This is a genomic window from Lysinibacillus boronitolerans JCM 21713 = 10a = NBRC 103108, from assembly GCF_000772935.1.
In the GTDB taxonomy this organism is placed as follows: Bacteria; Bacillota; Bacilli; order Bacillales_A; family Planococcaceae; genus Lysinibacillus; species Lysinibacillus boronitolerans.
Genome location: NZ_JPVR01000081.1, coordinates 389,303 through 401,825 on the forward strand (window position 1 = coordinate 389,303; position 12,523 = coordinate 401,825).

Here is a 12,523-nt window from a genome sequence, read left to right on the forward strand (position 1 = left end):
CTATACATCCTCCTGAATCGCCATTAACACAGCAGCCTGTGCATGGATAGCCGTTGTATCAAACACAGGAATGCTGACATCCTCCTGCTGAATCAGTAAGCCAATTTCCGTGCAGCCCAAAATTACCCCTTGTGCGCCCGCTTTTACAAGCTCCTCGATCACTTGGCTATAGTACGTTTTAGATGCTGGTACAATGGTGCCAAGACACAATTCATCGTAAATAATTCGGTTTACTTCCATTCTTTCGTTGCTATCAGGTACGATCACCTCTATGCCAAAGCCTTCTACTCTTGCTTTATAAAACGCTTGCTCCATTGTGTACTTTGTGCCAAGCAGCGCTATTTTCTGTAAACCCGCTTCTTTGATTTGCTTAGCTGTGGCATCCGCAATATGTAAAATAGGGATGGTAATAGCAGGCTCGATAACATCAATGACCTTATGCATGGTATTGGTACAAATGATGACTAGATCTGCACCTGCCCGCTCAAGTGCTTGTGCAGCTTGAGCTAGAACCTCACCTGCTTTATTCCACTCCCCGTTAGTTTGAAAATGCTCAATTTGCTGGAAATCTACACTAAACAAAATACATTTCGCAGAGTGTAAGCCCCCTAGCCTCTGTTTAACCTGTTCATTGATAAGTCTGTAATATTCAGCAGATGACTCCCAGCTCATCCCACCAATTAAGCCAATTGTTTTCATGTCTACATCACTCCTTTTTCTATTATTATACGCCTCCCTCTCACAAAAATAAGAGAATTTTCCAAAAGTAATATACAAGGTTTAGAAAATAGTATATAAAGCGAATTTTCTTAATTAGTAAATTATAAAATATCAAAATTTTAGCATAATTTATTATTTTAGAAAAGTTGATTTTTAATAAAAAAACAGTGTAGACTAAAGCGTATTGTGAAAGGAGGTCAACTTATGGAATGGATTTCAACAATAGTTGATAGCGGAAATAATATTTTATGGACATATATCCTCATTATCTTACTTTTAGCAGCAGGACTATATTTTTCATTCGGTACGAAGTTTGTACAAATTCGTCTTTTTCCTGAAATGTTTCGTTTAATTGTAGAAAAAAGAGAGGGCGATTCGGGGGTTTCTCCGTTCCAAGCCTTTACCATTAGCGCTGCTTCACGTGTCGGTACAGGGAATATTACAGGGGTAGCCTTAGCCATTGGTGTAGGTGGACCTGGTGCAGTATTTTGGATGTGGATAATCGCGATTTTAGGGATGGCCACTGCCTTCATTGAAAGTACCTTAGCACAGGTGTATAAAGTAAAGGATGGCGATACATTCCGTGGTGGTCCCGCCTACTATATGGAGAAAGCGTTAGGTCAACGAAAGCTTGGCATTATTTTTAGTATTTTATTAACATTAAGCTTTGGCTTTATTTTTAATGCTGTGCAATCTAACACAATTGCCACTTCAGTCGGGGAAGCCTTCGATGTAAGTCCTAAGATTATTGGGGCTATACTTGTCGTTTTAACTGCCTTAATTATTTTTGGTGGTGTCCATCGAATTGTAAAGGTGACCCAAGTTCTTGTCCCTGTTATGGCCATCTTTTATTTGCTTGTTGCTCTTTTTGTCGTGGTGACCAATTTATCGGAAATTCCCCATGTTTTTTCATTAATTTTCACTCATGCATTTGGCCTACAGGAAGCTGCTGGTGGTGCAATTGGGGCTGCAATCATGCAGGGTGTACGTCGCGGTTTATTTTCCAATGAAGCAGGGATGGGGAGTGTGCCGAATGCTGCGGCAACTGCTAATACTTCACATCCTGCTAAGCAAGGACTTGTACAAAGCTTAGGTGTCTTTTTTGATACGATTATGATTTGTACAGCGACTGCCTTTATCATTATTTTAGCGGGCTTATATGATAAAGGTGAGAGTGATGGTATTATTTTGACGCAAAATTCTTTAGCTGTTCATGTTGGTGATTGGGCTCCTTATTTTATTGCCATCTCCATCATTTTCTTTGCATTTAGTTCGATTATTGGTAATTATTATTATGGTGAATCCAATATTGAGTTTATGGATGCTCATAAAGCTTGGATGTTTTGCTATCGAATTTTAGTGTTAGGTATGGTTATGTTCGGCTCCATTGCACAGGTACAGCTTGTATGGAACCTCGCTGACCTCTTTATGGGGCTGATGGCGCTCATCAATATTACCATCATTATGATGCTCGGTAAAATGGCCTTCCTTGTGCTAGACGACTTTACAGAGCAACGAAGAGCAGGCAAAAATCCTGTCTTCTACGCAAAATCAATTCCAACCTTAAAAAACACAGACTGTTGGGAAGAAGAAGATCGATAAAATACTTAACGCCACCCCAAAATTTGGGGTGGCGTTGTGCTTTAATATTTAAACTGACTAATCAGTAGCTTTAATTCATCCGCCATATGTGCGAGTGCTTGCGCAGAGGCATTGATTTCCTCCATCGAGGCTAATTGCTCCTCTGTTGATGCTGCTACATCCTCAGACGCCGCTGCATTGCCTTTCGCGGAGAATGCCAAATCTTCGGTTACTGCTGCTACCTCTTGAACACCTGCAGACATTTGCTCAGAGGCTGAAGAGACCTCCTCCATTTTAGGGGTAATTTCATTCATACTTGTCATAATGACTTGGAATTTTGCAATGGCTTCATCGGAAATATGCAATCCATTTTGCACATCCTCTGTAACCTTCGCCATAATGCTGACAGATTGCTCCGTTTCTTGCTGAATGCCTCGGATAAGCTCAAATATTTGTTTAGCTGATTCTTGAGATTGCTCTGCAAGCTTACGCACTTCGTCTGCCACGACTGCAAAGCCTTTCCCATGCTCTCCTGCTCTTGCTGCTTCGATAGCTGCATTTAAAGCCAGTAAATTTGTTTGATCTGCAATGCTTGTAATTACATCTAAAATGGATGTAATTTGCTGAGAGCGTTCATGCAATGTCTGGATTTTCGCATTGGAGTCTGCTACGGATAAATGAATGGATTGCATTTGATCCTTTGTATTTTGGACAGCTTGTCCGCCTTCATCCGCCTGTAATGTCGCATGCTGTGAAAGGTCCGTCACTGCCGAAGAGATTTCTGCAATATGCAGAATGGCAGTAGAAAGCTCATGTAAAGAAGCTGCATTTTTAGTGGCACTCATCGTTTGAGAATCAGCGCTTGTTGCAACATCCTGAATGGAAATCGCCACTTTTTCTGTTGCAATGCTTGTCTGATTGGCATTGGCGGTTAGCTCTTCTGCTGAAGAAGCAACCTCCTCTGCATTTTGTTCAATTTTTTGAATAAGTGTCCGTAAGCTTTCCTGCATATCATTAAAGGCTTGTCCTAATTGGCCAATCTCATCTTTTGACGTAATCGTTACCACTTCCGTAAGATCGCCTTTGCTGATCGTAACCGCACTATCCTTTAAGGCTTTAATCGGTTTAATGACAGCCTTCATTACAAAATAAAAAATAATGGAACTGATGATAATTGCTGCGATGAGGACTAGAATCGTATGGTATAAAATCGAGGAAGCAGACTCATCAATTTCTTTAGCAAAAATCGTTCCTGTTATTTTCCAATTTGTCAGTTCATTTGTCGTATAGAATAATAAACGATCATCACCATTAAAGACATATTCATACGTACCTGATGGACTTTCGTACATTTTATCAAGGAAGCTTTCTTTCAGCTCCCCTCCCGCTTCAAGTGTAGGATGTGAAATGACCATCTTGTCTTCTCCAAAAATAGAAGGATACCCATTTTTTCCGATTCGAATTGAATCAGCAATTTTTTGAAGATCGGTTAATTTAATATCAATTGCCACAACTCCAGCATGATCCTTCGTCTGCTTAGCAACTGTTACCACCATATCACCCGTCCCCGCATCCTTGTAAGGGTTGGTGATTAAGGTTTCTCCTTTTAAAGCTGTCGCCTCTTTATACCAATCTCGATCTAATGGATTATAATCTGCACCATTCAATTTTGGCTCCTGTGTAAATCGACCGTCATTCATGCCAATATAAACACTTAATACATCTGCATTAAGCTTTGTATATTGCTGAAATTTAGCCACAATTGAAGCTTGTGCTTCTTCATATTGGCGCGCATCTATTTCACTACTAAACACATTGATGTCACTCATTTTCTCACTAATCGTTTTGTCAATCAGCTTATTTAAAATGCCTACACTTTCATTGGCACTAAATAAGATTTCTTCTTCAATCGAGTCTTTTGCAGATAAATAAGACAAACTCCCAACAGATATGACAGGGATAAGTAATACTAGCGCGAATAGCGTATAAAGCTTGCCCTTAAAACTGCTAAATAGTTTCTTCATATATCAATCTCCTTTTGATTCCTCTCCCTCTCTTTATCTGCTTAACATTTCTCCCAAAGCTTTTATCGGACGAAAAAATTTTTTTCTAACATTTTTACGATTTTCATATTATTCAGGCTTTACCGACAAATAAAAACCCCTGTAACTAGACAGGGGTAAATTGGATTTAGTATTTAAACGACTGAATGGATTCTTGCAGGTCTATCGCCATCTTTGCTAGATGGGTAGAGGCTGCTGCTACCTCCTCCATCGCTGCATTTTGTTCCTCTGAAGAGGCTGCAACACTTTGCACATGATGGCTTGATTTCATCGACACTTCACTAATATAGTCGATTTCTTGCACTAACTTTTCAATATCTTGCTGGATTGTTCGAATGGCTGCGGTAACTAGCTCGGTCTGTGCTTGTACATCATTAATGGCATCATCAATTTGTATAAAATTATCCCTTGCCACATTGACCTTTTCACGACCTACATGAACAGAATCATTACTATTGACCATATCTTCCTCGATAATCCTCGTGCTATCTGTAATTTGGACCACTACTTTTTCAATATCGACTGCAGCAAGATTTGATTCATCTGCTAGCTTGCGGACTTCCTCTGCCACAACTGCAAAGCCTTTTCCATGCTCCCCGCTCCTTGCCGCTTCAATAGAAGCATTGATCGCTAGTAAATTGGTCTGTGTCGCTATACTCTTAATGACATTTACTGCTGATACAATTGCTGCTGTATTGTCATCTAAATCTTGCACACGTGTATTCAGCTCACTTGTGTTGGCAGAGATTTCATTCATTTGCGCTGTAACATCATGCACAGAAGTACGACCTGTATGTGCCATATTTTTCGTGTCGACTGTTGCCTGATTCACGCTTTGTATGCTTGCAGAAATATCATTCATTTTCTTCAAAATATGAGCAGATAAATTTCGTACATCACCAGTTAAAGTATCCTGCTGATCAATACCTTGTGCAATATCATGAATAGATTCTGTTACCACCTCTGTCGCCTGTGTAACCTCCATGCTACTTGCTGTTAGCTGTTCTGATGTTGCGGCAACTTGCTCAGAGGAGTTTCCAACTTGTTTCATCATCAGTCGAAGCTTTTCTGACATACTATTGAAGGATTCGGCTAAGTGCGCAAACTCATCCTTGGTTTTAAATTGTAAATGCGTTTGCAAATTCCCTTCCGAAAACTTATCCATTTCAACCACGGTTTGTTGAATATTTTTTGCGATCCGTCTACCGAATAGTGTCGCAATGATAATGCTTATAAGAAGAGAAATAGCCACTAGAATCATAATTTCGAGGCCACTTCTCTCTCCTTTTTGCTTGGTAGCCTCAATATGAGCCTGCATATCTTCTTGCTGAGCTGTAGCCATCGTTTTTCCAAAGACAACCAATTTCTGAGAGCCCTCACCTAAAATTGGTAAAGCCATTTGTTGTGCTTGCTGGTGATCCCCTCGTTGATAAAGAGGCACAATCTGCCCATCTATAGCCTTTTCCCAGTCGTCAAGCTGCGCTAAAAATTGGTCAAAATCTTGATTGCGATCGCCTATTTCTTGAAGTCGATTAATCGACGTATGTAAGGTATTTCGGATTTCATGATGATTGTTGAGCATTTCTTCCTTGCCATATAACATATACCCACGAATAGCCGCATTCGCTCGTACGGTTTGGAACGAGATATCTTGATATAAATGGATTAATTCCGTATTGTCTTCGATTTCTGCTAATGTCTGATTATTATTATTCAAGTAGTACATAGCAATCCCTGAAATAAGCAGTAAAAAGATGAGGACAATACCAAAAGCAAATTGCAATTTCCGTTCCACAGTTAGTCTCATATGATTCCCTCTATTCTTCTATAATCCACTTGAGTATAGCCTACCTAAACCTATTAGCCTATAAAATCTATGCTCATCCTCCTAAACTATCGCTAAAATTTAACAATAATGAGAATTTCGCATCTAATCTATTGACAATAATATCCACTATTTTACTAGTTGAAATAGGAAGTAATCATTTGGAAACCATAGAGATAACACCAAAAGAGCGGAAGAAGCAGGAGCATTTTCAGAAAATGACCTCTTTTTTCTAAAAACTCTCGAATGCCTGAAGTCAGCATCATCGCACTCAGTAATAGTAAGCTATGTTGAGCCCCATAAATCTGCATAGAGAATGTGATGACCAAGGGCAGGATGGCTGGATAAATAGAATCTGCTAGTGATCTTTTTTCCCTCGTATTGGAGGGAATGCTTTCTTTCTCTGTGGATTTAGCGGCTATTAGTTTCTTTACAAGCATATAGACAAGACCAAAAAATAAAATTGTATAAACAATAAATAATAGCCACGACATTTTGCTTTTCTCATTTAACAAATGAAAATAATCCTCAGCTTCCTGTGCTTGCAGTACATAATACAATCCTGTTTTTTGATCCATTAGGAAGAATCGTTCATCCTCGACTATTACTTTCAAGGCCGTTTCCTTGCCATTATGGAAGTGTATGTATAAATCACTTACTGCTTCATGGTCTGCTGGTCGACTGCTAAGGTCCTTTTTAGTTTGTAAAACTTGCTGAAGGCGATCTGTATCTTTCACCTCATAGCGGTCGACGTAGAATACTTGCTTTAATGGATATAAATATTGCTCTTTGCCATTACTTCCAGACAAATACCAAGCCTCTTTAATCGATTGAATGGGGGTATGCAGCGGTACTAGCTCCTCCCGCTGCCTTTCATTGTAAATGAAGAGCAGTAGTGTGCTTATACTCAAAACAATGCCCAGAATAAGCGTATAAATATAACCACCCTTGTGCACTTTATCACCTCCTTTACCACTTTACATTTATAGTAATTATTGTCATATACGATTTACTACTCTAATAAGTTTCAGCTATACTTAAATAGAGGTGATGATATATGAGTAGACCAGAATTATACGTACATTTAGTAGTCGGTCCTGATTGTGATTTTGAATCTATGGCCATTCGAGCGGCACTGGAATCCTTTGGTGCAAGCGTGACACTTGATTTAATTGGCAGACCAAATGATTTAATTGATATTTTATCTGGAAATGATCTTCCTCACAAAATGGATTATTTGCTATTGAACTTTCACGGCGATGAGGGGCGCTTTTGTCTGCCTGAGCTAGGAGAAGAGGTATATGAAGAAAATGAACCAAGGAGTATCTATTTTGAACCGCAGGATGTCTTAACCTATTGTCAGCTACAGGGTGTCAAGGTCATTGCGGCAGGCTGTACATTAGGCTGGCAGCAGCTAGCGACAGCCTTTTTAGAGAGTGGCTGTCATTCCTACCTAGCACCTGATGATTATATTGAGGGTAATGCTAATCTCATGTTTCTAATTCACTTTTTCTATGAGATAATCACAAATCATAGAAGTCAGCAGGAGGCCTTTGAACTGGCTCAAGCGACCGATCTAGAAACAGCCCTATACAAGCTTTATTTAGCAGAAAAAAGATCGTAGCACCTACTACTGGCTACGATCTTTCTTCGTTAGCGTTGATGTATGTCTAGCATGGCTTCTGTAAAGGCTTGTGACTGTCCTTTAGGAATACTGAGTGTTTGCCAATCAGAGCCCTTTACCTGTTTGGCTATATAAATGATTTGACCGACGTGCTGTGCATAGTGCGCCATTTGTCTTTCAATGGCATCAATGACCCCTAGCTGCTCCCCTCTAATCGTAACATGCCCCTGTAAATCGGATTCTGTTAAACTCGCCAAGGTTTCTAAAAACACTTGCCAACCCTTGTCCCAAGCTGAGATGATTGCTTCTTTGGTGTGAAGACTATCCTCAAACTCATCATCCCGATTTCTCGTAGGCTTTTCTCCATCTGTCGTTAAAAAATCTGTCCAGCGAGAAATCATATTACCACTTACATGCTTTACAATCACTGCAATACTATTGGATTCTTCATTGTATGCCCAGTGCAATTGTGCCTCTTCCATTTGGGCAAGCGTTTTATCCCCTAGCTCTTTCACACTTTGAAATCTTTTCTGGACAACTTGTAAATAGGTTTGTGCAATTGTCATAGTCGAACCTCCATCCCCACTTTTCTATCATTCTATTATACCTCAAGTGTAATGTCTCATGACTTATTCGCCAAGAATAAAATCTCTTGCAAGGATCGCCATTTTTTCTTGAACCTCCTGTGGGTCTCCATCAAGTTGATACCCGATATGATAGACATAGCCGTTATAGTAAGAATAAAACTCATTGGCTCTAGTAGCCATCTGATAGATTCGCTTATCCGCTTCATCGTAATTATAGTAAATATACAAATAACCTCTCTCTGGTAACATCTCCCGATAATACAGAGGATTCATAAAGTTTAAGCCTATATTTGAAACGTTCATCCCTAAAGTTTCTTCCATATTTTTCGACTTCACATAGCTCGCCAAGGGATTATACTTTACATTTGTCACGGTAAAATTAATAAATTGTAAATCCACCCCAGTGGAGGATTTTTCTTTAAAGCTAAATTGAAATTGCGTTTGTTTGCTACCATCCTCCATTTGTGCTGAAACTGCATAGACCTCCTGTATATTTGGTTGAAATGGTAAATTTTCAGGATCCGTGAGATGAACGACATCCTCCAGTGATGTTGCTACTGATTGCATCGCCTCTAAACCTTGAAGTGGTGCATAATATTGGATATGCTTTGCCTGACTTAAATAATTAGCAAGCGGAAGAAAATTACTGTATGCTGTGTCTTTTCCCTCCACTTCTGTTTGAAAAAACTTCGTGAATGTAGGTGGTTCCCCTTCATCCTGTGTCACCAGCTCATCCATCGGTTTTGCAGCTTGCCAGGCAATGAATAATAAAATGGAGCAGGTAATCATCATCGTCACGACACGATATATCCACTTTGACTTGGCCATAACAGGCTCATGCTGAATTTGTTGTCGAACCTTATGAATAATGGCTTCCTTATGTGCTGAAACATCTTGTAGTACCTGCATTGTATGCTTATCCATGGAAAAGTACCTCCCACTCAATATGTTGTAACTCTACTTTTAATAGCTCCTTTCCTTTCTTTAAACGAGATTTCACAGTACCTTCCGGAATCGCAAGTAGTTCCGCAATCTCCTTAATCGTCATCTCCTCCAAGTAAAAATAGACAATCGCTTCTCGTGGCTTGAGAGGTAAGCGTAAAATAGCATCATCTAACAGTGCTTGTTCATCTTGACGAATCAGTGTGTCCTGCAATATTAATTTTTGTTTGGTAAAAAATTTATGCTGAAATGTTATTTTTCTGTATGCCCAGCTTTTTAAATAATCCTTGCATTTATTGATTGTCATGCGAACAAGGTATGCCTTCATCTCTCCTCGTTCCTCATAGTGTTTTTGATGATAGAACTTAATAAAAACATCCTGTACAATATCCTCAGCTATTTGTAAATCCTTTGTATAGTAATAAGCAATTCGAAACAATTGCTCCGTATGTATAGCCATTAGCTGCTCGAATTTTTCATGATCAGCCACGCCATCACCCTCCTTCTACACTATAAACGACTCCCAACCAGAAAAAGATTATTTTCCCACCATAAAAAAAACCGCCTCAACCCTTTGAGACGGTTTACTGTTACTTTATAAATTTTCATCAATATATGTTTCGATATCAGAAGCTATCGTATCAATCGGTACATCTTCTATGTTTTCAGCATAGCCATTATACATTTTGACGAGGACACCATCTTTATCGACTAAGAAAAATTGATTACCATGAATGACTTGGTCACTGTTAGGGTGGTTTTTCACTAAAATCTTTGTATTTTTCACCGCAAATTGTTCGATATATTTCTGTGAATACCCTGTAAGAAGGTTCCATTTAGATTCATCTGGAACATTGTATTTACTAAGATAATTCGCAAGCACATCTGGCTGATCTACATCTGGGTCAACTGAAAAGGCAACGATGTTATAGTCCTCCACCCCTTTTTTCTGGAGCTTTTCTTGGACTTGTGCCATGTTTAATGACATGGGCGGACAGATCGACACACAGTTTGTGAAAATATACATGCCAATCCAAGGCTTACCTTTTAAGCTTTCAAGCGAAACCGTTTCACCACGTTGATTAACATGTTCAAAATCGGGTATTTCTAGACTATAATCTGCTTTAAATTTTGAATTTCCACATGCGCCTAGCACAGATGCACAGGCTAACAGCAGCACTAGCCCTATTAACTTATGTTTCATGTCAACACTCTCCCTAACCTACACTCTCCCCATCCTAACGTAGGTTGTAAGCGTTGACAAGAACTTCTAAGTGACAGCTTTCGTACATCTTTGTGAAATCCATTTCATTTTAATGAAACAAGCGCAGCATGAATCGCATCAAGCTTTACTTCGACGCGGTGCAACAAATAAAATGACACTAAAATCGGAAAACCGATATCGGATATCATGTTCAACCACTGTTCCATTTGCCTCCTCCTCTCCTATAGTAAAAATGGTCTTTGCACTTCTCGCTGCAAAGACCATTACTGAATTATTCTGTTGCTACTTCAAATTCCGTTACTTGACGATCCACAATACGAGCTCCCTTGATGGCTGACAGAGCACCACCTTGCCCAGTAAAAACATTTTTAGCCATAATCGTTGCCATTGCCTGCTGAATTTCAGTCACTGTAATATTCGGCTTGGGTGCATCAATCGAAAGGGTTGTCGTTTTGCCATCAGTTGTTGCAAATTGTAATTCTAGAACTTGTGTCATTCTGTGATCCCTCCTTAAGATAAATCGTGTGTTTCCTGTTTCGCAATGCCAGCCAGTGACTGTGATGAAAGACTAGCAATGGCATGAGCAACAGCTAACAAATCGTCCGCGCTATGGGTGTTGTTAATATTTCGATACGATTTCGTTGTGAACGTAGGCTCATTGTTCTCATCATAGCCATCCATATACTTGAGACGAAGTGTAGCATTTACAAAGTTAACATTAGCCATATAGCATCACCTCCCTTCTGCACACTATATAAAGGCGAATTGCTAAAAAAGGGACATTAAGGATGAATTTTTTTTCGGAAGCTTTTATAATAGAGTGAGAGAAGGCAAAGAGGTGAACGATTTGTTACAAGGTTGGTTTTTATGGTTTATTTTATTTTGGGTTGTCGTCCTTATTTCATTGATGGCTATTGGCGGATTCTTCATGTTCCGCAAATTTTTAAAAGCACTCCCAAAGCAGGATGGAAAATCAGATTTAGATTGGCAAGAATATTATTTAGATAAAACCGTTCACTTGTGGGGACAAGCGGAAAAAGAATTACTCTATGAACTCGTAAGCCCTGTCCCTGAGCTTTTTAGACAAGTGGCGAAGGAAAAGATTGCAGGAAAAATTGGCGAGCTCGCATTAGAAGAAAAAGCAGCTGCCATTAACAATGACCTCATTATTCGCGGCTATATCCAAGCAACACCAAAGCGCGATCACAAATTTTTACGCAAAAAATTAGAGCAAATGCAAATTGACATCTCCCCCTATGAACATCTATTCGAATAAGTAAACGCTGCACAAAGATTTGTGCAGCGTTTTTACTTAGCTATAGGGATATTATACTAACCTGTGTTTTTATGAGGCATTCCTGCTCTTTGCTAGTTTTATCCTCTTCATTTGGACTCCTATCCACGCTTTGCTGCTCTATCCGCTACTTTTGAGGTTCTATCCGTTACTTTTAAGATGCTATCCTACACTTGGCTAGTTTTATCCCCTACATTTGGACTTCTATCCACACTTTGCTGTTCTATCCGCTACTTTTGAGGTTTTATCCGTCACTTTTTAGATGCTATCCTACACTTGGCTAGCTTTATCCTCTTCATTTGGACTCCTATCCACGCTTTGCTGTTCTATCCTCTACTTTTGGAGGCTTTATCCGTCACTTTTTAGATGCTATCCTGCTCTTTGCTAATTTTATCCTCTTCATTTGGACTCCTATCCGCGCTTTCCTGCTCTATCCTCTACTTTTTAGATGCTATCCTGCTCTTTACTAATTTTATCCTCTACATTTGGACTCCTATCCGCGCTTTGCTGTTCTATCCTCTATTTTGAGGTTCTATCCGTCACTTTTAAGATGCTATCCTACTCTTTACTAATTTTATCCCCTACATTTGGACTCCTATCCGCGCTTTACTGCTCTATCCTCTACTTTTGAAATTTTATCCGCTACTTTTGAGGTTTTATCC

Annotated in this window: 14 protein-coding genes; 3 read left to right on the forward strand and 11 right to left on the reverse strand. The window is 39.4% G+C overall.

All coding sequences use genetic code 11. The features are described 5' to 3' along the window. The gene (locus CD31_RS22550; protein ID WP_036081526.1) at positions 1 to 699 is read right to left on the reverse strand and encodes an aspartate/glutamate racemase family protein; all 699 of its coding nucleotides are present in this window, start codon (positions 697 to 699) and stop codon (positions 1 to 3) included. A gap of 225 nt (positions 700 to 924) precedes the next feature. Here CD31_RS22550 and CD31_RS22555 point away from each other — a divergent pair, with 225 nt between their 5' ends. Further along, on the forward strand, positions 925 to 2,322 hold the full coding sequence (locus tag CD31_RS22555) for an alanine/glycine:cation symporter family protein (RefSeq protein ID WP_036081529.1): 1,398 nt from the start codon (positions 925 to 927) through the stop codon (positions 2,320 to 2,322). Positions 2,323 to 2,363: 41 nt separating this feature from the next. On the opposite strand, the gene CD31_RS22560 is transcribed toward CD31_RS22555, so the two are convergent. The 3 genes from CD31_RS22560 to CD31_RS22570 form a co-directional block, all read right to left on the reverse strand. Next, positions 2,364 to 4,325, reverse strand: a complete 1,962-nt coding sequence (locus tag CD31_RS22560) for a methyl-accepting chemotaxis protein (RefSeq protein ID WP_036081531.1) — start codon at positions 4,323 to 4,325, stop codon at positions 2,364 to 2,366. Between the two features lie 166 nt (positions 4,326 to 4,491). Then, complete coding sequence (locus CD31_RS22565; protein WP_036081534.1) at positions 4,492 to 6,171, reverse strand: methyl-accepting chemotaxis protein; 1,680 nt, start codon at positions 6,169 to 6,171, stop codon at positions 4,492 to 4,494. Between the two features lie 155 nt (positions 6,172 to 6,326). Beyond that, on the reverse strand, positions 6,327 to 7,145 hold the full coding sequence (locus CD31_RS22570) for a hypothetical protein (RefSeq protein ID WP_036081537.1): 819 nt from the start codon (positions 7,143 to 7,145) through the stop codon (positions 6,327 to 6,329). A gap of 101 nt (positions 7,146 to 7,246) precedes the next feature. On the opposite strand from CD31_RS22570, the gene CD31_RS22575 reads away from it, so the two are divergent. Then, a complete protein-coding gene (locus CD31_RS22575; protein ID WP_036081540.1) occupies positions 7,247 to 7,813 on the forward strand; it encodes a hypothetical protein in 567 nt (188 codons plus the stop codon). Positions 7,814 to 7,842: 29 nt separating this feature from the next. On the opposite strand, the gene CD31_RS22580 is transcribed toward CD31_RS22575, so the two are convergent. The 7 genes from CD31_RS22580 to CD31_RS22605 all read right to left on the reverse strand — a co-directional run bounded on the left by CD31_RS22580 (position 7,843) and on the right by CD31_RS22605 (position 11,293). Next, a complete protein-coding gene (locus CD31_RS22580) occupies positions 7,843 to 8,379 on the reverse strand; it encodes a DUF1572 family protein (RefSeq protein ID WP_036081543.1) in 537 nt (178 codons plus the stop codon). A 63-nt stretch (positions 8,380 to 8,442) separates the two neighbouring features. After that, positions 8,443 to 9,324, reverse strand: a complete 882-nt coding sequence (locus CD31_RS22585; RefSeq protein ID WP_036081545.1) for a hypothetical protein — start codon at positions 9,322 to 9,324, stop codon at positions 8,443 to 8,445. Continuing rightward, complete coding sequence (locus CD31_RS22590; protein ID WP_036081547.1) at positions 9,317 to 9,832, reverse strand: RNA polymerase sigma factor; 516 nt, start codon at positions 9,830 to 9,832, stop codon at positions 9,317 to 9,319. Before CD31_RS22590 ends, CD31_RS22585 begins: the two co-directional genes overlap by 8 nt. Positions 9,833 to 9,937: 105 nt before the next feature. Further along, positions 9,938 to 10,546: an SCO family protein gene (locus CD31_RS22595; protein ID WP_036081548.1), complete on the reverse strand. Its 609-nt coding sequence runs from the start codon at positions 10,544 to 10,546 to the stop codon at positions 9,938 to 9,940. Between the two features lie 104 nt (positions 10,547 to 10,650). Next, positions 10,651 to 10,773 (reverse strand): YvrJ family protein, encoded by a 123-nt coding sequence (locus CD31_RS23165; protein ID WP_004229459.1) that lies wholly within the window; start codon positions 10,771 to 10,773, stop codon positions 10,651 to 10,653. 65 nt (positions 10,774 to 10,838) lie between these two features. After that, positions 10,839 to 11,063 carry a DUF2922 domain-containing protein gene (locus CD31_RS22600; protein ID WP_036081551.1) on the reverse strand — a complete coding sequence of 75 codons (225 nt, stop codon included), beginning with the start codon at positions 11,061 to 11,063 and terminating at the stop codon, positions 10,839 to 10,841. A gap of 14 nt (positions 11,064 to 11,077) precedes the next feature. After that, positions 11,078 to 11,293, reverse strand: coding sequence for a DUF1659 domain-containing protein (locus tag CD31_RS22605; RefSeq protein WP_036081555.1), 216 nt, complete (start codon positions 11,291 to 11,293; stop codon positions 11,078 to 11,080). Positions 11,294 to 11,414: 121 nt separating this feature from the next. Here CD31_RS22605 and CD31_RS22610 point away from each other — a divergent pair, with 121 nt between their 5' ends. After that, the gene (locus tag CD31_RS22610; RefSeq protein ID WP_004229468.1) at positions 11,415 to 11,843 is read left to right on the forward strand and encodes a DUF2621 domain-containing protein; all 429 of its coding nucleotides are present in this window, start codon (positions 11,415 to 11,417) and stop codon (positions 11,841 to 11,843) included. Positions 11,844 to 12,523 lie beyond the last annotated feature (680 nt).